The sequence below is a fragment of the bacterium genome (assembly GCA_021372535.1).
Taxonomy (GTDB): Bacteria; Latescibacterota; Latescibacteria; order Latescibacterales; family Latescibacteraceae; genus JAFGMP01.
In genome coordinates, this window is sequence record JAJFUH010000159.1 from 16,626 (window position 1) to 39,130 (window position 22,505).

At 54.9% G+C, this 22,505-nt stretch carries 17 protein-coding genes; 3 read left to right on the forward strand and 14 right to left on the reverse strand.

The annotated features are described in order from the left end of the window. The first annotated feature begins 193 nt into the window (after positions 1 to 193). Positions 194 to 745 (forward strand): hypothetical protein, encoded by a 552-nt coding sequence (locus LLG96_14050; protein ID MCE5251333.1) that lies wholly within the window; start codon positions 194 to 196, stop codon positions 743 to 745. Positions 746 to 805: 60 nt separating this feature from the next. Here the strand turns inward: LLG96_14050 and rfbD are convergent, their stop codons facing one another. From rfbD to LLG96_14095, 9 genes are all read right to left on the reverse strand, one after another. After that, positions 806 to 1,690 (reverse strand): dTDP-4-dehydrorhamnose reductase, encoded by an 885-nt coding sequence (rfbD, locus tag LLG96_14055; protein ID MCE5251334.1) that lies wholly within the window; start codon positions 1,688 to 1,690, stop codon positions 806 to 808. An 11-nt stretch (positions 1,691 to 1,701) separates the two neighbouring features. Beyond that, a complete protein-coding gene (rfbC, locus tag LLG96_14060; GenBank protein ID MCE5251335.1) occupies positions 1,702 to 2,277 on the reverse strand; it encodes a dTDP-4-dehydrorhamnose 3,5-epimerase in 576 nt (191 codons plus the stop codon). A 340-nt stretch (positions 2,278 to 2,617) separates the two neighbouring features. Continuing rightward, positions 2,618 to 3,424, reverse strand: coding sequence for a PspC domain-containing protein (locus tag LLG96_14065; protein MCE5251336.1), 807 nt, complete (start codon positions 3,422 to 3,424; stop codon positions 2,618 to 2,620). A 55-nt stretch (positions 3,425 to 3,479) separates the two neighbouring features. Beyond that, complete coding sequence (locus LLG96_14070) at positions 3,480 to 4,196, reverse strand: PspC domain-containing protein (GenBank protein ID MCE5251337.1); 717 nt, start codon at positions 4,194 to 4,196, stop codon at positions 3,480 to 3,482. 91 nt (positions 4,197 to 4,287) lie between these two features. Further along, the gene (locus LLG96_14075) at positions 4,288 to 4,668 is read right to left on the reverse strand and encodes a hypothetical protein (GenBank protein MCE5251338.1); all 381 of its coding nucleotides are present in this window, start codon (positions 4,666 to 4,668) and stop codon (positions 4,288 to 4,290) included. Between the two features lie 20 nt (positions 4,669 to 4,688). Continuing rightward, positions 4,689 to 5,336 carry a sigma-70 family RNA polymerase sigma factor gene (locus tag LLG96_14080; protein MCE5251339.1) on the reverse strand — a complete coding sequence of 216 codons (648 nt, stop codon included), beginning with the start codon at positions 5,334 to 5,336 and terminating at the stop codon, positions 4,689 to 4,691. Positions 5,337 to 5,762: 426 nt separating this feature from the next. Further along, positions 5,763 to 6,536, reverse strand: a complete 774-nt coding sequence (locus LLG96_14085; protein ID MCE5251340.1) for an AAC(3) family N-acetyltransferase — start codon at positions 6,534 to 6,536, stop codon at positions 5,763 to 5,765. A gap of 359 nt (positions 6,537 to 6,895) precedes the next feature. Continuing rightward, complete coding sequence (locus LLG96_14090; GenBank protein MCE5251341.1) at positions 6,896 to 8,170, reverse strand: hypothetical protein; 1,275 nt, start codon at positions 8,168 to 8,170, stop codon at positions 6,896 to 6,898. A gap of 16 nt (positions 8,171 to 8,186) precedes the next feature. Beyond that, positions 8,187 to 9,335, reverse strand: a complete 1,149-nt coding sequence (locus tag LLG96_14095) for a DegT/DnrJ/EryC1/StrS family aminotransferase (GenBank protein MCE5251342.1) — start codon at positions 9,333 to 9,335, stop codon at positions 8,187 to 8,189. Between the two features lie 414 nt (positions 9,336 to 9,749). Here LLG96_14095 and LLG96_14100 point away from each other — a divergent pair, with 414 nt between their 5' ends. After that, entirely contained in the window at positions 9,750 to 12,302 is a 2,553-nt protein-coding gene (locus LLG96_14100; GenBank protein ID MCE5251343.1) for a non-lysosomal glucosylceramidase, read from the forward strand. Positions 12,303 to 12,582: 280 nt separating this feature from the next. After that, positions 12,583 to 13,563, forward strand: coding sequence for a Gfo/Idh/MocA family oxidoreductase (locus tag LLG96_14105; GenBank protein ID MCE5251344.1), 981 nt, complete (start codon positions 12,583 to 12,585; stop codon positions 13,561 to 13,563). 60 nt (positions 13,564 to 13,623) lie between these two features. Here LLG96_14105 and yiaK read toward each other — a convergent pair whose 3' ends face one another. The 5 genes from yiaK to LLG96_14130 form a co-directional block, all read right to left on the reverse strand. After that, positions 13,624 to 14,622, reverse strand: coding sequence for a 3-dehydro-L-gulonate 2-dehydrogenase (gene yiaK / locus LLG96_14110; GenBank protein MCE5251345.1), 999 nt, complete (start codon positions 14,620 to 14,622; stop codon positions 13,624 to 13,626). A gap of 504 nt (positions 14,623 to 15,126) precedes the next feature. Next, the gene (locus tag LLG96_14115) at positions 15,127 to 16,473 is read right to left on the reverse strand and encodes a hypothetical protein (GenBank protein MCE5251346.1); all 1,347 of its coding nucleotides are present in this window, start codon (positions 16,471 to 16,473) and stop codon (positions 15,127 to 15,129) included. 235 nt (positions 16,474 to 16,708) lie between these two features. Further along, positions 16,709 to 18,919 carry a DUF4838 domain-containing protein gene (locus LLG96_14120; protein MCE5251347.1) on the reverse strand — a complete coding sequence of 737 codons (2,211 nt, stop codon included), beginning with the start codon at positions 18,917 to 18,919 and terminating at the stop codon, positions 16,709 to 16,711. A gap of 345 nt (positions 18,920 to 19,264) precedes the next feature. Next, the gene (locus LLG96_14125) at positions 19,265 to 21,475 is read right to left on the reverse strand and encodes a patatin-like phospholipase family protein (protein MCE5251348.1); all 2,211 of its coding nucleotides are present in this window, start codon (positions 21,473 to 21,475) and stop codon (positions 19,265 to 19,267) included. A gap of 67 nt (positions 21,476 to 21,542) precedes the next feature. Beyond that, positions 21,543 to 22,505 (reverse strand): methyltransferase domain-containing protein (locus LLG96_14130; protein MCE5251349.1); only part of this gene is annotated, 963 nt, incomplete at its 5' end.

A 22,505-nucleotide genomic window follows, 5' to 3' on the forward strand; every position in this document is an offset into this window, starting at 1 on the left:
ATAATAAGACTATATTATCAATCGGTATTTTTTTGGCATGTTCATTGCACTGCAAAACAGCGGTACTCTTTCCGTTCATTCCTTGACTTTTTCCGGATTCGCCCGATTTTATGGAGAGGGCTGCACATCATGAATATGAAATGGCGAACACCGGAAACGATACCATAACTGTAATTCATACGAGGGGATTTACATGGTTGTACGACCGACATCATGTCTTGTTCTGGTGATTGTGCTCGGTACGCTCCTGTTTTCATCATGCGATTCCGATTCCCCGGTCAGTCAGATCGGCGAAATCGAGACAGCGGGTTCACAGGTGAGCGACTGCGGCGGCTTCGATAACATGACAAAACGGTCTGCCGGGGATATCCCGTTCGCGAGCGACCCGCAGACCTATCTCGATGCGGAAAAGCTCCTGTGGCTCTATGACGAATCCACCGGTATGCTGAGCCTGCTGGACAGACGGGTCAATCTGAACTGCTGCGGCGAACATGCGGTAACCGCGGAGCTGCTGGACGGCGTCGTTCTCATACGGGAGGACGACCAACCGCTCGATGGCACAGGGCGCTGCAAATGCATGTGCACCTATGACTTTTTCATCGAGGTGACCGGCGTTCCCGAGACCGTTATCACGCTCCGTCTCGATCTGACAGTTGACACGACAACGGTGACGAAGTGGGAAGGCGATATCGATCTCCGCAAGGGAAGCGGCGAAATCGTCATCGACAGCAAACCCATGAGCTGATACGGAAACGCTGTCGGCTTGTGATTGCAGGATAAAAATTCGGCTGAGCAGAAGATGTTTTCAGCAGCAATAGAGCTCGCCGAGCATGGCTTTCAGGCCTTCCCTCCACTCCAGCGGTTCAATGCCGAAAACGCCGCTGATTTTTCCGGTATCGAGAACCGACCAGGAAGGGCGCCGCGCCGGAGCCGGGTACATATCGGATGTAATCGGCTGCACCGAACATACCGCAAGCTGCTCGTACCGTCCCGCCTCTTCAATGACCGCCCGGGCGAAACCGCACCAGGTGGTCTGTCCCGCGCCGCAGAAATGGTAGGTTCCCCAGGGGCTCTCGCCGGGCCGTGTGCGGACAAACAGGGCTATGCCGGTCAGTGCATACGCGAGGTCCCCGGCCCATGTGGGGCAGCCGGTCTGGTCATCGACAACACGCAGTTCCTTCCCTTCACGGGCGTTCCTGAGGATGGTTTTCACGAAGTTGCCGCCGTGCACGCCGAACAGCCATGCGGAGCGGACGATGATATGTTCGGTCAGCCCTGCCCGGACTGCCTCCTCGCCTTCGCACTTGCTTCTTCCGTAAATACTGAGCGGTCCGGTGGCATCGTTCTCACGGTACGGCCGGTCAAGGGAGCCGTCGAACACGAAATCGGTGGATATATGTATGAGCGGGATGCCGAGACGGCTGCATGCATCGGCGCAGGAAGCGGCACCGTCGCGGTTTACCCTGAACGCCGCTTCCTGCTCGGTTTCCGCCCTGTCAACGGCGGTATAGGCAGCGCAGTTGATCACCATATCGGGGTGTTCGGCTTCGAGATCACGGCGTAATTCTTCAGGGCGGGTGATATCGTGGCCGGGCATGTCGAATCCGGCAACCGGAAAACCGGACCGCTCAAGGCGCGGAATAAGATCGCCGGCAAGCATACCTTTGCTTCCTGTCACGACGATTTTCATTCCGCCCTCCATCATGGGTTTTCGACCGGAGGGCTGTATACCGGCAGATCGTCTTCGGGCAGCTCACCGAGGGTCGGATAACGGCTGTCCTTTGGGGAAAGAACGGGGTGTTCGACAGGCCATGCAACGGCAAGGGATGGATCGTTCCAGATGATGCCCCGCTCAGATGAGGGATCGTAGAAGTCGGTGCACTTGTACATGATGCACGCCCGCTCGCTCGTCACGCAGAACCCGTGGGCGAATCCTTCGGGGATATAGAGCTGACGGTGATTGTCGGCGGAGAGCACGATTCCCTGCCATTTCCCGAACATGGGCGAGCCTTTCCTGATATCGGCCATGACATCGAAAATCTCCCCCTCGACCGTATAGATAAGCTTTCCCTGCGGCCGCGCAAGCTGGTAATGGAGACCGCGGAGAGTCCCCCTGCGCGAAACGGAAAGATTATCCTGGACAAATTGAACAGGGACGCCCGAATCACTGTACCTGTCCAGCCTGTAGGTTTCGAGAAAATATCCCCGCGAATCCTTATACACATCGGGTTCGATGATAACAACCTCGGGGAATGTTTTCGATGGCGTGCATCTCATGGCTGACAACTCCTTTTACCATGTTTCACGGCATTCCCGGAACACCGGATCAACGGGCGTACCCGGGCGCTGAAAGGATAACCGGAAGTACACAGGCCGACCACGTCAGCAACCGGTGCACATTCAATATAATATCTCATGAATCACATGGACAGGAAATAAACGATGCTCGGACGGGAAGAAGACATATCCTGACTTACGGGGAGACAATATTCCGGAGTTCTATTCCGGGGAGGAATATGAGACGGAAGTTGTGAGAAACAGCGTGCTGAAACGCTGATATATGCGGAGTCATTGGATAAGACCGGGCGTTTTTAAACCGTAAAAGCTGGAATACCTGTCATCTGCCCGAACCCAGGAGACTGAAAATCAGCTTTATTCCACCGACAACGATAAGCACCATGGCCAGAACCCCGAAAACCGGAATCAGGAAAATTTTGGGCATAAAGGGTACAAAGACGAGGAGCAGAATCGACCCGACCACGATAAAACCGCACCCTAAAAAAAACCTGACGAACCGTACACCGCCGATCAGAAGAAGTATCACCCCTCCGAGAATGAACATTGTCGTAAATCCGGGAAACCATCTCGTCCAGATAAACGGGTTATAAGGCATGATATGAGGAAAACCGAAGCGCCCCATAAAGGGAATTGCAAAATGGCCTTTCGAGAGCGCAACAAAAAGGAGCATGGCACCGGCGAGCATGAGAATAACGCTCAGAGCGATATTCTGCGGTTTCTCCCGGGTATGACCGGATGACTGGTCAGGCTCGAAATAATTGTCATCATGGACAGGAGGGGCAGGAGCCTTATGACGGACTCTCCGTTCGGGTTCGTCGACCGGCGCGGGCATGAGGAGCCATAATACGATATAGACGATAAATCCGAACCCATAAAAGACCGTGGTCAGGATAAAAAAGAGCCTGAGCGGCAGGGTAAGCTGTTCCGAGTTGAATTCACGGGCGATTCCGGTGCATACACCCGCGATACGCTTCCCCTTGTTCACGCGGTACCAGTATCCGGTGGCTTTCGGGGAGGGCTTCGATGATCTTTCTCTCAAGTCACTGCCGCAGAAACGGCATTTGATGGCTTCGGTTTTAATCATCTCCGCGCAGTACGGGCATTTTTTCATTTCCCCTTGTTCCATGTCACATCCTCCCTGAAAACATTCACTCCAAAGAAAGAGTAATGCATCTTATCCTTCATATACCTTCAGTGACACCGCAGCGTTTCATGAAAGAGCACTGCGAACCTGCCACCACCAGCATGATCACTACCACAGCGAACCCGGTGAGTACAAACAGCGGAGGCAGGGTGACTCCCATGAGCGCCTCGATGCCGTGCATATAGAAGCGCGCCGCGAATAACACTCCCATGACGACAATTCCGGCGATTACAAGGGAAATCATCATGCGCCGTTCGCTCACCGGCTTGTCGGGCGATTCGTTCTCGACCGGGATTTCCGTGTAGTCGTCACGCGGCTCTTCAGTTTGCGGTTCCTCGTCGGTGATCGTGACCGTTTCTTCCGCCTTCACTTCAGATTCATCGGCCGGATGTGCTTCTTTCTGAACGGGTTTTCCCGGCATCGTTCCTCTCCCGGCAAAATCGGTGGGGGACGGCATGAGCAGCCACAGAATGACGTAGAGAATCAGCCCGAATCCGTAAAAAATCGTGGTGATGATGAAGAACAGCCTGAGCGGCATGATGAGTATGGGCGAATCGAGCTGCTCTGCAATACCGGTGCATACTCCGGCGATTATTTTACCTTCGTTTATCCTCTCCCAGTGACCGGGAGTGGAAAGAAAATCCAGGTTGATACCGCGCTTGACAAGATCGCTGCCGCAGTAGCGGCACTTGATCGCCTCTGCCCTGATCATTTCCGCGCAGTAGGGGCATTTTTTCATAGTTTCTTCTTCCATGGTATATCATCTCCTTATTTTCATTCGCACGACGTTCGGAAACCGGAATTTCGGGTAAAAGTACCTGTCGGAATCCTCCGGTTCGCCATTATTATCTGCTGCCGACCGCGCTTCTCAGAGGAGCTACATGGAACTGTTTAAAGTAAAAAACCATGACCATTCCCGCGATGAGAAGCCCGCCCGCGGCGGCAAATGCCGACATGGTATACCGCAGGTATTCGGTCAGGCCGGACGGCAGCGTGTAATTGAGAATCGTGCTGACCGTAAAGGTATAGAACAGTCCCATGCACATCACAAATGCCAGGCCGACAAGCATGAACACCCATTCAACCTGCCGTGCCGGTGCAACTGCAAGCAGAGCCAGCTCCTCTTTCATGAGCTGTTTCGTTTTGAACACGAGTTCCGGCCTGGGTTCGCATACTTCGTACAGGAGCAGCAGGTCCCGGAGTTCTTTTTCGATATTTTGATTCATAGTAAACCTTCCTTTTATACTTACTTGCGATTCATGAATGTCCATTTTTTCTGGAGTATTTTCGCAGCCCGGTGCAGGCGGCTTTTAACCGTTCCCGCCGGACATCCCGTTGCATCCGCTATTTCCTGATCGTTAAGATCGTGATAATATTTCAAGACAATCACCTCCCTCATCTTCGCCGGCAAACCGGCCACCATCTTCTTCACCTCTTCTGCCTTGAGTATCCGCTCGGCATCGAGCGTTTGGTCACACACCAGATTTTCAACTTCATCGATGGGTACGATGACATACCGTTTGTCCTTGCGCATGGTGTCCCTGCACTGGTTCACCGCAATCTGGAAGAGCCATGTCGAAAGCTTCGATTCTCCCCGGAAATGTTTAATACTCCGTATCACCTTTATCCACGTTTCCTGGAAAATATCCTCCGCCAGCTCGTAGTTGTTGATCATACGCACGATGAAAGCGAACAGGGGACGTTTATACAGTTCCACAAGCTCATCGATTGCCCGGGAATCGCCTTCCCGCAGCCTCAGGATCAGTGCCTGCTCGTTCAGCCGGTCTTCAGAGGACACCGTTGTTGTTTCCTTTCCGGAGCACTGTTCCCTTCGATCTTCATCAATGCAGGGTCTGTCCTCAATTACCCCGGTTCCGCCCATGTAAACCTGCATTCACCGAACTCCTCATCCCATTTCCCTGAAAATTCTGGTGTTTCGAGTGAGTCAACTCCAGGTTCTCTTCTCACTCTCTGTTACATATGACGAAAATGAGCGATGGGAAGTTCATTTTTTCTTTTTATATAGGATGGTGCATGTAATCGGATCAATTTATAAATTTGAATCTGTATTTCATCATAGAATCCCCCCTGCCTTCCGGCATCCCCCCTTGTTAAGGGACAAGACAGGGCGGCTCCCCTTTTGTTTTATAAGGGGGATACGGCGAAGCCGAGGAGGATCGGTTTAAGCAGGAATAACGCTATAGTATATTGTTATTATTGAGATAACATTAACAGTAAATCAGCTTTTATTGATATTTATTAATAATCCGGGGTCATGCGCGTAAAACCGTGGTTCATTAAACTCTGTTAACAGCCCTGATCAGTAAGCAGTCATTATCTTCCTTGCATGTTCGCACCATGGGCACACGGGACGGCTGCAGAGAAGGAAGACGGGATTATCGCTGACCGCCTCATACGCTGTATCGATGACATCACGGCCTTTCATCCATCGCACTTCGGCATCGCCGATCCGGTGTATCCCGATGGCGTGTTTTTTGACCAGGAGCGGCTCAAGGTTGTTGAATCCGCTGCTGCATCCCGGTATGAGCGCCCGTGTGATACGGCTGTTCCCTTCGTTGTCGGAAACCTCGATATCGCGCCAGGTATTGAGAAACGGAACCTGTGCCAGCTCGTGCGCGACATGTACCGTGGAGTTGCCGATGTGGTCGGCTCCCAGAAGCATGATCCAGCCATCCTCATCGGCAAGTTTGACCAGAGGCGAGCCAGGACCCATCGGGGTCGTTTTCTCGTGGTCGGCGCATATCCGCGCGGCATCGGGTCCGATACCCGCAACGGAGTGCGAGGGATGGAGGCTCCGAACCGCTCCGGGCCGTTTCCGGAAAACCTCGGTTATCAGACCGACCACGGAGGGCGTCCGGTCAGGATTGAACGGCTTTCCGAATGTCATGGTCGGCACGAAAACCGTACCGCCCGGGCTCACGCTCTCGATCATCGCATCGATCACCGCATCCGGGCCGCCTTCGACATAACCAAGACTTTTCAGTGAGCTGTGCATGATGAATTTATGCCCCGGGCCGATTCCCATCTCACGGAATCCCGCGAGGATCATGTCTTTCGTTACCGTTGTCGCCACAACAGGCCTCGTCTTAATTCAGGGTTTATCTGAAAATATTCATAAATAACTTTGCCACAAAGACACAAATAGATATAAAAGATTATGTATACTATCTTTAGTAATTATTTCTCCGGCGAATAAAGAATGACACCGGAAGTAAAAAACATGGATTCCCGCTTTCGCGGGAATGACGGTTTGGTGCGCAATTACACAGATTGTATCGAATCACCTTTATAGGGCTCAATTTCCAAAATTTATTTCACTGTTTAATCGCCGGACCAATAATAATCGTTCCCGTCCAGAAAGAAATAAAAAAATCCGTATTCCATTGAATTCACAAATGGATTGAATTGAAGATTATCCCGAATATACAATACTTACAAATCGGACTCTTTATCGATTTTCCCATAAACGACCGGGGTCAGTTTTTCGAGCACGACCTGGAACGGGCCCATGGTCACGGCGACCTCACGGGCATACGCCTTTATGGTGGAGGCATCGTACGGTTTTCCGAAAACATCGGCATAAGCCTTCACCGCTGAATACTCTTTTTCCGTGATATACTTTCCGCGGCACCGGTCGAGCGCTTCTTCCGGGGACATCTCCTCGCCCCATATGATCTGTCCGAACGCGCCGAATGTCGTCTCGAAAAAGAGGTTCCTGATCCGCTTCAGCTCGTTTTCGATAAGCCACATGCTGTCGAAACGGGGGATGGACTCGGCGTAAAAATTGAGACGGCCCATCATGAGACGGCAGAATTTGGCGCCGTCGAAAAACCTGTTCCGGAGCCCGGCTTTCACCGAACGGAGCTTGTCTTTCAACTGCTTCGAGGTGTCTTCGGCCCCCGCATCTATGACAGAGATATCCGGCGCGATAATCCGCAGTGTGTCCTTGAGGTAGCCGAAGAGGAGCGTCTCGAATCCGGAAAGGGCAGGCTCTTCGTACAGCCCGGGAACTTCAAAGTGGCGGTCGAGAATATCCATGACCGTGTCGATGACGTGTCCGCCGGGAAATATATCACGCGCGAGCCTGAAACTCTCGATCTTGCCCCTGACCATCCGCCTGAGCCGTATGCTCACCGCGCTCTGCACCGGCGGGCAGAAGTAGTGCATGATACGGCTGTGGAGCGGGTACTTGCTTTCGAACTCGTGCATATTGATGGGGGGGTCGATGGAACGGTCGTAGGGGGTGAAATAGAGGGCGAACTTTTTGACATTGAAGAGCTCCTCGATTTCGTCCCAGGGCCTTTCCGCAAGATATATCCCGAATTCCGCCCGTCGTTCCGCCGGCGCATGATACACGGTCCACTGCTTGAACTCGGGATAATAGGACTGCGGTTCGAGGGCTTCAGCCCATTTCAGGTTGATGCCGGGGAGGTGTTCGAGAATACGGGCGCGTTCCGGAAATTCGCGGCACAGATCGGTATGCATACGGCCGATTGCATGCGATATTCCGGGCCATGCTTCGGACGGCGTGTCGTCGGAAAACATGAACCGTGTGTCGAAATCCGAAAGACCGGGTATGAGGTCCTCGAACAGCCATTTCCCGCAGATTGCCTCGATGTACGGTGTCCCGGCCTTTGCGCGCTCGAAATAATCGGCGATATGCCGTGTGAAGATATTATCGGGCCGCGGTGTAAATACGGGATTCACGGTCGTTCTTTCTCCTTCATCGAAGCGCCGCGATCGATTCCCCGAGCGCATGGGCGATATACGAGATATCGTCTTCGGTGGTCGAGGCGAACACCGGAAGGCTGAATACCTGCGCGCATGCCTTTTCCGCCCCGGGACAGCCGCCGGGGCCATACCCGGCATCCGTCATCACTTCCCAGCTCCAGACCGGGGGATAATGCCAGACGGTGCCGACTCCCCATTCGTCCTTCAGGTGAGCGGTCAGCGTGTCGCGGGTGAACGAAACCCTGTCCGTATCGAGGCGCACCACATGCATGAGAGCGCCGTGATCCTCCGAAAGGCCGGGCGCCGGAACGATCTCGTCTATGCCATCGAGCGCACGGTTCATTGCCATGAAATTTTCGCGTTTCCGGGCGATGATACGGTCGATTTTCCTCAGCTGACTGATTCCTGCGGCGAGCTGCGGCTTGGTCATCCGGTAGTTGAAGCCGATACGGACGACACGGGTCGGTTTGCCGTAAACGAAACCGAAAGTTTTCATCTGGCGGACTGTCTCGGCGAACTCGGGATCGTTCGTGGTCACTGCGCCGCCCTCGCCGAGGGTGGTCATGTTCTTGTTGGACTGGAAACTGTAGCATGAGGCGGTGCCATACCCTCCCACGGGCGTTCCCCGGAAGCGCGTACAGACCGCGTGCGCGGCGTCGTAGATCACCGCAATACCGTGCTTGCGGGCGATGCCCTCGAAACGGCCGCAGTCGCAGGAGAGCCCGGCGAAATGAACAGGGATGACCGCCTTCGTTCGTCCGGTGATGCGCTCCTCAACCGAGCCGGGATCGATAGTGAGCGTTGAGGGATCGATATCCGCAAGCACCACCCGCGCTCCGCGCGCCATCGCAGTCGTCGCCGAGCATACGAACGTGAGCGGTGTCGTGATGACCTCGTCACCGGGACCGATACCGAGCGCCATCATGCAGAGATCGAGCGCAGTCCCCGCCGAATTGACCGCGACAGCCTTCTGCGCCCCCTCGTGGCGGGCGAACGTCTCCTGGAACTCGCTCTCCTCGGGCAGCGGAAAGAAATCCCCGCCTGTCCGCGCCGCTGCGGCAACGACTTTCGTCACAGCCTGAACGTCCTCGTCGTCATACACGCCCCCGAGGGCGAGATACGGCATTGTCCTCTTTTCCATAACCGGTATTGTCCTCTTCCTTTCACGAACACGGCAAGCAGACCACAGTCTCATGATTGTAAATCAAGATACACGTTCGTTTCACAGAAATCAATGGAGGAACTTTTAAAAAAAGTGGCAGAGGGACAAAGAGACAGAGGGGAAAAAACAGACTGCATATGGATTCCCGATAAAAGATTCGGGAATGACGTCGTTACAGCGACTCCCGACACCAGACCGAGGCTTCAGCACCGGGAACTGAAGATGCATTTTCAGATAAATTCCCCGACAAGTCCTTGACAATACGGGAAAAAACAAGTAGCATACGTTCAGATAATGGTTAAAGGGAATACAGTGTTCGATATACGATAGATAAAATTCGGCATAAGCTGAAAACCGGCCAGCGGGAGCCGGCTGCTCTTCAGGGAGGGAGTCATGAAACGACGCACGTTTTTGGAAACATCCGCGGGAACAGCCGCGGCTTTTGCGGGGTTGGACGGCTGTACGAAACCGCCGAGAACCAAACAAAAACAGTACGGCAAATCATATAACGGCCCCTATACCGGTCCATACCTGAACCGTGTCGCCTTACCCATCGGCGGTATCGGCGCGGGCATGATATGCCTCGAGGGTTCCGGCGCCATATCCCATGTATCGGTCAGAAACGTCATGCAGATTTACAACGAACCCTGTTCATTCGCCGCGCTCTGTATCAAAGGGAAGCAAAATACGGCAAAAATCCTCGAAGGCCCCGTGCCGGACTGGAAAATTTTCGGCGCTCCCGGCACAGGCAACGGCGCCGCCGGCACAAGCTACGGGCTTCCGCGATTCGACGAGGCTTCGTTTCTCACCCGGTTCCCCTTCGGAATCGTAACGCTCAAAGACAGCGAAGTACCCCTCGAGGTCGAACTCACCGGCTGGAGCCCGTTCATTCCCGGCGACCCCGACAATGCGAGCCTCCCGGTCGGGGCGCTCGAATACCGTTTCAAGAATACCTCCGGCTCAGCCATCGACGCCGTATTCTCCTACAACTCCAAAAATTTCATGACAATCGGGAACGTGGGCAACACGATTCTCCCCATTAAAAACGGATTCATACTCCACCAGGACGGCACCACGGAGAAGCCTGAAAACCAGGGCGATTACGCCGTCTTTATCGATGACAGCGCAGTCGTGGTCGACCACTGCTGGTTCAAGGGCGGCTGGTGGGATTCCCTCACCCTCGCATGGAGAAATGTCCGCGAGGGCATCCTCCTCGACAATCCGCCGGTGGAAGGCGCATGCCCCGGAGCATCGCTCTTCGTGCCGTTCAAGCTTTCAGCGGGCCAGGAAAAGACCATCCGGGTCATGGTCGCATGGTATGTCCCCAAAACCGACCTTCGGCTCGGCAACGATCCCGAAAAAACCACGGCAGCAGCTCCAAAAGGAAAAGAAAGCTCCTGCTGCGCCTCCCGGTTTCATGTCCCGTGGTACGCCGGCCGGTTCACCGACATCAAGGAAACGGCGAAGTACTGGATGACCGGCTACGACGATCTCCGGGCAAAAACAAAGCTCTTCAGCGACACCTTCTACGATACGACGCTCCCTCCGGAGGTTGTCGAGGCGGTCGCCGCGAACCTGACCATTCTCAAATCGCCCACGGTGCTCAGGACGACCTGCGGGCGGCTCTGGTGTTTCGAGGGCTGCTCCGACAACCGGGGCTGCTGTCACGGCACCTGTACCCATGTGTGGAACTACGCCCAGGCGATACCGCACCTGTTCCCCTCGCTCGAACGGAGCCTCCGCAAGACCGAGTTCAACGAGAGCCAGGATGAGCGCGGCCACCAGACGTTCCGTGCCTCGCTCCCCATCCGTCCGGTCGACCACACGTTCCATGCGGCTTCGGACGGTCAGCTGGGCGGCATCATGAAGGTGTACCGCGAATGGCGCATCTCCGGCGACACCGAATGGCTCAGGGAGCTCTGGCCGAAGGTCAAAAAGAGCCTCGAATACTGCATCACCACATGGGACCCGCGCGGGCACGGCGTCCTCGAAGAGCCTCACCACAACACGTACGACATCGAATACTGGGGTCCGGACGGCCACTGTTCGAGCTTCTACCTCGGCGCGCTCACCGCTGCCATCGAGATGGGCACGGCGCTCGGCGAGGATGTCACGCAGTACCGCACGCTCCTCGAAAAGGGCAAAACCTGCCTCGAAACGGAGCTCTGGGACGGCGAGTACTTCTTCCAGAAGATCATGACCACGGGGCTCAACGCCGAGTTCAAGCCGCTCGATGTATCATCGAACGGGTCAGGCTACAAGGATGTGGTCGATATGCTCAACACGCAGGGGCCGAAATACCAGTACGGCACCGGGTGCCTGTCGGACGGCGTTCTCGGATTCTGGATGGCGCGCATGTGCGGTCTCGGCGAGATTGTCGACCCGGTTAAGGTCAGGAGCAGCCTCAAAGCTATCCATACCTACAACCTCAAGCGCGACCTGTCCGACCACTCCAACCCGCAGCGTCCCGCCTACGCTCTCGGCAAAGAGGGCGGTCTCCTGCTCTGCACATGGCCGAAGGGCGGCGCGCTCTCCATCCCCTTCGTTTACAGCGACGAGGTCTGGACGGGCATCGAGTACCAGGTCGCCTCTCACCTCATGCTCGAAGGCATGGTGAACGAGGGCCTCGAAATCGTCCGAATCGCCCGAGACCGTTACGACGGCCGTGTACGGAACCCGTTCAACGAGTACGAGTGCGGTCACTGGTACGCCCGCGCGCTGTCGAGCTGGGGCCTCATCCAGGGGCTGACCGGCGTCCGGTACGACGCTGTGGACAACACGCTCTTTATCGACTCGAAGGTCGGGGATACGTTCACATGCTTCATCGCGACCGAGTACGGTTTCGGCAGAACGGGCCTCAACAGGGGAAAACCGTTCCTCGAAGTCAGACAGGGAACCATCGATGTGAAGAAGGTCGTCGTATCGGGGAAGGAAATGACACTGTAAAAAACTAAAGATGTCTGAACCTCTGATTACGGGGGCTGTGAAAAAGTATATTTTTCACGAGCCCCATGACGAAATGTGTTTTTTCGATGCTGTCAAGGGCGTGTAAATCGGTACTTTGTACCGACCCTTGACAGCTTATATCCACACTTTCAGACTTTATCACAAGACTTTACATGATTGATATGATTAGTGTGGGTGTGCTTGTGACACATCATGGTAATCAGTTAATCGGACAAATCAGCGGTTCAGACAGTTTTATCACCAATCAAGGAGCTTCATGATGAAACAGCTGAAATGGGGACTTATCGGCTGCGGCGACATAGCACGGAAACGGGTGGCGCCTGCCCTGAGAGACCTGCCGAACTGCGATTTCACCGCGGTGAGCCGTGAACGGTTCGACCTCGCGGAACCGTTCGCGCGCGAGTACGGCGCCCGGAGATGGTTCAGGTCATGGAAGGAGCTTCTCGGTGACAGTGAGATCGAAGCCGTCTACATTGCCACTCCGGTGGACCTGCACTGCGAGCAGACAATTGTTGCCGCCGGGGCGGGCAAGCATGTCCTGTGCGAAAAACCGATGGGATTGACTCCCGGCGAGTGCGACAGCATGATCTCCGCCTGCCGTTCCGGCGGTGTGAAACTCGGTATCGCCTATTACCGCCATTTCTACCCGGTCGTGGCGCGCATCAGGGAAATCATCGCGTCCGGCGAGATCGGTCAGGCCGTTACGGCGCAGATAAACGCCTTCGAGTACTACGATCCCCAGCCGGGCGGCAGCCGTTACTGGTTCATGGAGAAAGCCCGTTCAGGCGGCGGGCCGATGTTCGATTTCGGCTGCCACCGTATCGAGGTGCTCCTCAACATCTTCGGCGAGGTCACGTTCGCGAGGGGATTTATCAGCAGGCTTGCCTTCGACCGTGAGGTGGAGGACACCGCCACGGCGTTTTTACACTTCAAAAACGGCCCGAATGCCATTCTGAACGTCACCCATGCCTCGTTTGAGTTTCAGGATACGCTGGACATATTCGGAACCCAGGGTTCGATTCATGTTCCGGTGCTCAATGCCGGGACTGTCACGGTGAAAACACGGAACGGCGAGCGGACGGAGAAACACCCGCCTCATACCAACTTTCACCTCCCGCTCATCGACGATTTCACCCGTGCGGTGCTCGAAAACCGCGAATCCGGTGTCGGCGGCGACACAGGCCGCGAGGTGAACCGTATCGAGGAAGCGATATACGGGGACTGGACAATGATCGGATAAATATTCCGGGCGCCCGGGGATTCATCCCCGGGTGGTTCTCCTTTTCGTTTCATTCTGCAATCACAGCCCGATGATTTGCTCCCAGACGGCTTCCTGTACGGGGATGCCGTGTTCTCTGTTGTCTTTCCGGGTCAGGAGCGTCCGTTCGCCGGGATAGTAAACGCGCCCGCCCTCCTGCTCCGGGGCAGCGTCATGGATAAAATCGAGCACCTCGCGGGTAATGGCTTCGAGCGCCTGTGTGCTTTCCAGTTTTTCCGCGCTCCATGCCATGAATACCTGTGAAACGCCGTATTCATCGCCCTCATGTCCGAGGTGCCGCGTGGACTGACCCTCCGACAGTATCGCCGCGAAAAGGTCGAGCATAATCGCCAGACCCGATCCCTTCCAGTAGCCCATGGGGAGGAACCGCCCCGACTTCAGAATCGAGCCCGGCTCATCGGTGAGGGCGCCACTGCTGTCGAAACCTCCCAGAACAGGCAGCTTTTTCCCGGTCATTTGGTATTCGTGCATCTTACCGTAGGAAAACTGCGACATCGCCATATCGAGGACAATATGCCCTCCGCTGCGGGGAACCGCCAGAATGAGGGGATTGTTCCCGACCCGTTTATCCGTGGCGCCCCAGGGCGGCATGTTCGGCAGAGTGTTGGTGAAGCAGACGGCAAGACAGTTCGCCTCAGCAGCCTGCCAGCCGTAGGTTCCGCCGCGCATCCAGTGGTTTGTATTCCTGAGGGCGACGCATCCCATGCCGTGTGCACGGGCAAGGGCGATTGCCCGGTTCATGCACTCGTACGCGTTGAGGTTGCCGGGCCCGAGGTTACCTTCCCAGCGCTCGAGGGGACCGAATCCGGAAACCAGCTCCGGCCTGTTATGAATCCTGACTATGCCCCGCCTGATGTAATCGACAAACACGGGGAACCGGTTGACACCGTGGGAATAGACACCGTCCAGGCTCGATTCCGCAAAAAGCCGCGCGCACAGACAGGCCCTGTCCTCGGTGAAACCCGTTTTCGTGAGTATGCGGAGAAATTCGTTGTACATGGTATTGAAGGGTATTCTCATCATGGCATGTTCCCGGTTGTTGATAGACCAATCAATTTAAATTTGTATTTATTTCTGAATAGTGTCCGGTTAAAATTGTTATAAAAGTTCGAAATATCCTGTAAACAAGGCATTTACCGGCATATGGATTGTTTTAGATTTAATTGTTACCCCTTTTCTCCACCCTAACTCACCCCCTGCCCCCTCTCTTGCCACAAGAGAGGGGAAGCGCCCGCTAACATCTATTTTATCAAGGTGTTATGCGCGGGGTGAGTTGCCATGGTTAAGAGTGGCAACTATCATATTCTACTGCAAATAAAAGGTACTCAGTAGTTTAACCAGACAGTTCTGTTTATTTCTCATTAATGATCCCCTCTGCCTTTGGCATTCCCCTTTTTAAGGGAGGAGATGGTGCGGCTCCCCCTTTGTTTTATAAGGGGGAAACGGCGAAGCCGAGAGGGATCATTCTAAAGCAGGAATAACGTTATAGCACATTGTTATTATTGAGATTACATCACCGCCTGCTCAATACAGTGTGTAATTGACTCCGCAGCCGAGCGGCACGGGCTTTTCCGCCTTCCGGCCGTTCGCGTTTCTAAAGATATGAACCATTGCGGGTGTGGTTATGGCAATATCGATAACACCATCGCCCGTCATATCGCCGGTCTGGACGGTGACACCGCTGTCGTCGCACGCAAGCGTTGCGATTCGGGCGCCCGTACGGTCGAATATCCCGCGGGCATGGGCAATGATGATTTCGTCGTATCCGTCACCCGTCCAGTCGAGGAGTGCATGGTGACGGCAGTAATCGGAAACGATCTGCCCGAGTTTACGGCCGTTTTCGTCAAACACCCACACGGGACTTTCCCCTTCGGGAACATGGTCGATATCGAAGAGAATCTGAGGCCCGGCAATATCGGGGAAAATCCGCCCGACATTCAGAGACTCGAAATGGTATCCGGTGCGTTCCCACACGGTCGCTCCGTTGCCGTCGATGCAGGCGATGGCAAGTGCGCCGCAGTAGGTGACCACAAAGCGCCATTCGTCTGCGCCTTTGACGCCTTTTCTCATCAGACGGCAGCAGTCGAGGTGCCCTTTGGTGAGATCGACCTGCGATGACGATACCGTCCACCGCACCGTTCCATCAGGATTGAGCATGGAATATCCTGCCATGATTTCATCCCTGCCGTCGCCGTCGATGTCATAAGGTCGCGGCTGGTGCGCAGTCCTGTATCCGCCCGGCATGGTGACAGTCCACAGCAATGTACCACCATAATCATACACCCATATCTGCTCGTAACGGTTCTTGACAAGCACATCGGCGGCGCGCGAGTTGCCGGACACATTGCAGAACACGAGACAGTCGGTGGCATCCTCCGCGATGGGTATCCGCCTGCGTTCCGTACCGGTCGCGCCGTCCAGCTCGACGAGGAATCCCTTTGTCAGGAGAACGACTTCATTGCGCCCGTCGCCATCCCAGTCATAAATCTGGCAGGCGACATCATGATGCCATTCCTTGCGGCCGATTTCCGGATTTCCCCACCGCCATATGACACTGCCGTCGAGGCGCTGAGCCACGGCGGTGCTCGTATAGTGGACATCGACGTTGTTCACATTCTCCGAGCTGACCACATCGACCACGCCGTCGCCGTCCACATCACCCGTAACGACCCACCAGCCGCCGTATTCGGGATCGAGGGCTATGCTCTTCCACGGCTTCACGACAGGCGCCCTGTCGCCGGGTTCGCCATGATCCGAGGTATCGAAACGGAGCGGCAGCGGCTCGTCGGCTGCGGGATTTTTCCAATTTACGATACAGAGGGTGAACAGAGCGGATAACACACAATATTTCATGACGGAATACCGTTTCATAGCGCACCTTTTGCGTTAATTCGTGTTAAAGTGTCATTCCCGTGAAAACGGGAATCCATCATCTCATGGTTATGGCAGAGTAATGGTAACACTGGATTCCCAATTCACTTCGTTCTTGGGAATGACAACCATTGTACAATACATTAGCGATTATGAGCTCATTGAATAACTAAAATAGATTATTAATACTTTCTTTCCCCGATAATTTCATCTCTTGGGATACCCTTGATCAAGCTCATTTCCCGTACTTTTCCACAAAGAATTCATAGACATCCGCAGCCTGCGTGGCATCGAGACCATCCTTTGCGTTCGCATGGCTCGAGGAGACCTGAACGAGATCGGTCATGCCCCGAAGCTGTTCCGCATACCGCATGAGTTCGGCGCATTCGCGGCGCGCGGCTGGTTCGTCTTTACGCTGGTTGAAGAGGGCCGTGCGGAAAAGATGATAGTGAAAATAGAACATCGCCTCGCCGTAGGCAAACCGTTTCCCGTCCTCGAGGAGCCGCAGGCGCTCCGTTTCATCGGTGCACATGAGAAGCGCCGCATCGAAGTGTGTCCGGGCGCGTTCCATGTAGTCCTTCATTTCGAGGAGGTCGACCCCGTCATCGGTCAGCGGGTGGCATGGTTCGTACTGAAAATGCTTTTTCGGAAAAAGCGGGGCCTTGTCCGATTTGAGGCTTGTTTTCCAGCCCCAGTACCTGATCGCCTTGAAGCTTTCCATGGCCGTTTCGAGGTCACGGTAAAAACACCGGGTCTCTCCTGAGGTCGTGGGATAGTACCGGCTGAAGTACTCGTCGAGGAGAGCGTCCGCATCGGTTCCGGCATTCCAGAGGAGACGGGCGAGCAGATACTGGTTGAGCGTCCAGGTCCCCCAGAGGGCTGTCGGTGTATGCATGTAGTGGAGGTGACGGGTTCCCGTGCGGTAATACCACGGTATATCCGCCGCCATGATGCGGGTATAGAGCATGGGCAGCGATTTTAGGTAGCTGATGTTGTAATACTCGCCGATAAACATCGTCCCCCTGTAGTACTGCCCCGTCACCCATGCCTGGTAGCTCCTGCAGAGACGATCGTTGTACTCGGTGCACGAGGGATCGGCGAGGGTATGGTTGTAACAGCGCTCGATAGGGAAGAAGGTGATGGAAAAATGCGCGTAGTCGAATCCGCGGGGGAGCGGCCGCGTCGGTGGTGTGATCGTATCGAGATACGCGAGCGAGGAAAGCTCGACATCGCGTTTGAGCCGGCCGTCACCGCGCGCTTTCCGTATCTCTTCGAGTACCGCATGAACGACGAGAAAAAGCCGGTCGGTATAACTTCCCTGCTGTGCGCAGACATCGCACTCGCACCACCGGTCGCGGTTGTCCATCATCCAGAAATTAAGGATATCCACATACCGCCACCGGCCGTCGATGAGCTCCTGCACGACATTCTTCGCGAGCTCCTTCGTCGCATCGGCGTTGGAAGTACAGTAATTGTCGCCGAACTCGTCCTTGATGTTGTCGCTCCGCTTGCCCTTACGGAGGCCGTACCACTCGGGGTGCGCCTCGAAATAGGAGAGTTTTCCGTCCCCGTTCGTGTCGGCGGTGTACTCTTTCCCCGGCGCATAGGGGTCTTTCGGCTTGTTCTCGTCACCCTTGAACTTCGGGTGGTTGTACGGGTATTCCGCCTGCGGGTTGAGGCAGATCATCTGTATCGTATGACCGCCGTCCGCGCACTTCATTCCGAGCTTTTTCATGAGGTGAATTTCCTTCTCGGCGGCGGTCCAGAAGTTCATACGGTTCCGCGCCATCCAGAGGAAGAAATCATCGCTGCCGCGATCCTCCCATGCATGATACCCGCGGGTCAGGAACGAGGGGTTCCCGACAGTGGTGAGATTCGCCGGAAGCTCTCCCTTCTTTACCGGGTACACCGTCCCCGTTTCGCCGAGACCGTAAAACCGCATCCCGAGCAGTTCGAGATAGCCGTAAACCCCGTAAAGCGTTCCGATACGGTCCCTGCCCTCGATTACGGTCACCGTTCTGCCGTTATCGGAAAACGCCCTGATACAGAACGATTCATCGGTCGCAAGCCCGATGCTGTCCGGGAGAGGAAATGAAGCGACGAGCTTGTTCGACTTCCGGTTCCCGACGAGGATGACATCTCCGGTCTGAGGCAGCTTTACGGATGGCTGAACCTGCACCGCGCTCTCCGGAATCACCGTACAGGCAGGCAGGAAGCGGAGGAGTTCCATGGCGGCGAAACATTCGGTGCATGCACGGTCGTCGAAAAGATTGTCGTCCCACCAGTCGATTGTTTCCTCGCCGGTCGCCGCCTGCTCTATTCCCGGAAACGACCCGGGATCGACCATGATGGTGACACCGGCCCCGACGGAAGCGGCGGACAGCGCCAGACCCGCCAGCACGATGAAGAAAAGCGCCGCAACGCATTGTCTGATCGCTGGGCTCATATGTTGAATCTCCTGTAAATAATGGCTCGATGTTTTTTTGGGTTCCAATGAAATGTGCCCCTTCTGAAAAATGTCGGGATACATACCTACCCGGATTATTCATTAAAATATTTAATCACAAAGACACATAATAGATTATTAATAATATTTTTATTATTGCTTCGGTGGTAAAACAGTGACAAAAGATTGTGTCATGCCGAACATGTTTCGGCATCTATTCCAAATATTAGTATCATTATTTATTTGCCGGAGCAATAACAATAAACCATCCACATCAAAGAAATGATATTCAAAATACAAATCCGCGTAAATCCGCGTTCTATTGAATTTTGTGAATAGAACGGGCTAAAACCGGAAGCCGATATTCACATAGGTCAGCAATCCACGGCTGCCGCTGCCCTTCATGACCGTATAATCGATGGGGCCGATCGGGCTCAGCATGCCCGCTGTCAAACCGACGCCGTTGTTCAAACCCTCGTTTGAGAAGATATCCTCAAACGAAAGAACGGCTTTCCCCCTGTTTCCCCTGAGAATGAGAAACATGTCCTTCCGGAATTCATACTGAATCCCCCCTTCGGAAACATACGCGGTCGACCCGGTTTTTTCCATGAATTTCAACCCGGCAAACGGAAAAAAGGTTGTCCGGGCCGGGTGAAATCCTCCGATATAAAAGTAGTAATCCGGCGGCAAATCGTCCTTCGAGGACATGCCACCATAGAAACTGCCGAACAGCGAAATACGGTTGTGTACGGGCAGAACCTCCGTAAACATGAGGGCATAACGCTTGAACGGCTTCATGTCCGGAAAATCGTCGATTTTCAGCAGATCGGTGACCGAGAGAGCCTCGCCGTAGAATTGAAAACCGTTCCGGGGAAATACCGACCGGTCGAGCGTATCGAGGGTGATGTATCCCATAAAATTCAACTGCCCGAAATGCATATCTTCCCAGTCCTCGGGAACGATTTTGCTCTCGATCTCCGAATAGTGGTACTGAACACCGGCGCCGAGCGAAAAAGTATTTGCAAAAATAGTCTGTAAAAGAATGTTCGTTTCAAACAGCGAATAATCGAGGCTCGACTCGAGTTTGCCGTTCGGCTTGTATGTGTAGACTTCAAACTTGTCATACGATGTCTGTATTGACAGCCCGACTCCCGGCCTCCAGTTCGTGGAGACAAAATACGAGCCGCTGTACCCGGGATTCTGGCTCAGCCGGGCATTGAACATGAGTTTTGAACCCTGTCCCAGTACATTGCGGAATGTCGTATTGAGCAGGAGCGCCGATTTCATATTGGAATCGTAATGAAACCCGAATTTGAAAAAACTCTCATCCTGTTCGACAACCCGTATGATGAGCCGGTATCCCTCCCGAAACGGTTCGAGCTTGTAGGTGATCCGCTCGAAAAACTGGCTGCCGTAAGCGCTTTCTATCGCCCGTTCGAGCCCGGTCGGTGTCATGTGCGACGGCACCTCGATATTGAGCTTTCCCATGAGCAGGTAGCTGGAGACATTTCGGAGACCCTCAAACCTGAGATCGGTCACATATATATCACGCGGAACAGCAGGCGGAGCGGACTGTTTCTGCTCTCGGGGATACTGCTTCAGGGAATCGGCAAGAGCCTTGAGGCGGGGCAGTTGTTCACGGGCGGCGCGCTTACCCCGAACGATCAGCGAATCGATGGCTCCGAAGCTTGAAACGCCGTATTCGCCGACATCGGGCATGATCAGTATGTCGCAGAGCCGATGCTGCTCTTCTGTTGCGGCCGCTCCCCTGAAACGCATCACCTGCTCAAGAACCTTTACAAGCGAGTCGATGTCTTCCTTCCCATACAGGGGGGCGCCGACATCGACTCCGATCACGATATCCGCGCCGAGCGCCCTCACATCGGAGGCAGGCAGGTTCCGGACAAGATATCCGTCGGCAAGGAGACGGCCGTTCAGTTCCACCGGCGCGAAAATCGTCGGAAGGGACATGCTTGCCCGCAGGGCATCGGGCAGAAAACCTCTGTCGAGGACAACAGCTTCCCCGGTCTCGATATCGGTGGCAACACAGGCAAAAGGGATGGGCAGTTTTCTGAAATCATCGACAGCATGAACCGGAAGCGTCAACCGCGAAAGCACCGCCGACAGTTTCTGACCCGCTGTCAATCCGGCAGGCAGCGAGATTTTACCGTGACGGATGGGAAAGGCGCCCACATACCGTTCCAGCTCATCCTTTTCCTCGATCGACACGTTCCTTCTCGATATCGTATCGCCGAGTATCTCGCCCCAGTTCTGCTCGCGGGCGATTTTCTCAATATCGGCTGCCTTATAACCGATCGCATACAGTGCGCCGACAGCCGCACCCATGCTCGTGCCCGAAATGCAGTCAACCTCGATGCCTGCCTCTTCCAGAACCTCGATCACTCCGATCTGGGCAAGACCCTTTGCGCCGCCGCCGCTCAGAACGAGCCCGATTTTCGGTCGCGCCGCCGTACCGGTATCGGAAGCGTGCGAGCCCCCGGAAAATGCAAGGGCGCATATACAAAGCACAACCGCCAAGCCTGCTGTTTTTATCATCCCGCCTGAAAACCTCATATCCGCTGTTTGCTCATATCTGCCGCAGGAGTGTCACATCCGCTTTCTGCTACGGTTTCCGCGCGATGCACGACACGTAATCGTGCACGACATCGTACCGGGCGCTGTGTTCGTTCCGTTCGGCGAGAACACCGAGAAACCGCTTTTCAAGTTTGTCGCGCATCGCGGGATCGACAGCATCGTAGAACGCCGTTCCCGCGCCCGATTTCAAAAGGTGTTCGAGCACCGCTTCCGGGCTGTCGTAACGGAAGGTGATTTTCCCTTCCCGGAGAGACTCGATTTCGAATCCGGGGGCTTTTACCTCGTCACGAGCATGGTTCATATCGCGGGGAAAATCGAACGCTACCCGCTTCGTCAGCACAGACGGGTCTTGGGCGACAAGCTCCCCGAATATGCCGAGTTCCCGTGACGGCGAGTTTTCCCGGTGCACGACGAAGGCGAGACGGCCTCCGGGCCCGAGCGCACGGTACGCGGCGGCAAAAAAGGGCTTCAGGGGAATATATCCCAGCACCCAACTCGTAAAGACGAGGTCGAACGTTCCTTCCGAACCCAGTTTTTCGAGCGCATCCCCGGCGATAAACCGTATGGCATGAAATCCTGCGGCGTGGGCGCGTTTTCGCGCTTCTTCGAGCATACCCTCCGAAAGATCGACAGCGACCAGTTCCGCCCCTTTGTCGAGCCTGCCCGCAAGCAGCACTGTGGCGAACCCTGTCCCGCATCCGGCCTCGATAACCCGCCGGACACCCTCAAACCTGAGCTGCGCCGCGAGTTCCTCGACAGGCCTGCCCGCCTCGCTCACCCAGAACTCGTCATAGAACCCGTGAATACGGTTGTAGGCGGAACGAAGCTCCTGACCGCCCACATCGCCGCGCGATTCCTCGCGAATCCGGAAAAATCGAGGAATGGAATGCCTGCGCGGAAGGTGCTTTTCGCAGAGCTCAGTCGATTGTTCGGGCGGAGTCGGCAGGCCGGTCTCGGGGATATGTCTCGAAAGTGTCCGCCCGGCGCAGAC

Coding starts and splice junctions, on each gene's coding strand:
- LLG96_14075 (MCE5251338.1), bottom strand. CDS start 4,668: ATGAATCAAAATATCGAAAAAGAACTCCGGGACCTGCTGCTCCTGTAC.
- LLG96_14115 (MCE5251346.1), bottom strand. CDS start 16,473: ATGAAACGGTATTCCGTCATGAAATATTGTGTGTTATCCGCTCTGTTC.
- rfbD (MCE5251334.1), bottom strand. CDS start 1,690: ATGAAAATCGTCGTGACAGGAAGCAAAGGTATGCTTGCCGGCGATCTT.
- LLG96_14095 (MCE5251342.1), bottom strand. CDS start 9,335: ATGGAAAAGAGGACAATGCCGTATCTCGCCCTCGGGGGCGTGTATGAC.
- LLG96_14070 (MCE5251337.1), bottom strand. CDS start 4,196: ATGGAAGAAGAAACTATGAAAAAATGCCCCTACTGCGCGGAAATGATC.
- LLG96_14125 (MCE5251348.1), bottom strand. CDS start 21,475: ATGATAAAAACAGCAGGCTTGGCGGTTGTGCTTTGTATATGCGCCCTT.
- LLG96_14050 (MCE5251333.1), top strand. CDS start 194: ATGGTTGTACGACCGACATCATGTCTTGTTCTGGTGATTGTGCTCGGT.
- yiaK (MCE5251345.1), bottom strand. CDS start 14,622: ATGAGAATACCCTTCAATACCATGTACAACGAATTTCTCCGCATACTC.
- LLG96_14100 (MCE5251343.1), top strand. CDS start 9,750: ATGAAACGACGCACGTTTTTGGAAACATCCGCGGGAACAGCCGCGGCT.
- LLG96_14105 (MCE5251344.1), top strand. CDS start 12,583: ATGAAACAGCTGAAATGGGGACTTATCGGCTGCGGCGACATAGCACGG.
- LLG96_14120 (MCE5251347.1), bottom strand. CDS start 18,919: ATGAGCCCAGCGATCAGACAATGCGTTGCGGCGCTTTTCTTCATCGTG.
- rfbC (MCE5251335.1), bottom strand. CDS start 2,277: ATGAGATGCACGCCATCGAAAACATTCCCCGAGGTTGTTATCATCGAA.
- LLG96_14080 (MCE5251339.1), bottom strand. CDS start 5,336: ATGCAGGTTTACATGGGCGGAACCGGGGTAATTGAGGACAGACCCTGC.
- LLG96_14065 (MCE5251336.1), bottom strand. CDS start 3,424: ATGGAACAAGGGGAAATGAAAAAATGCCCGTACTGCGCGGAGATGATT.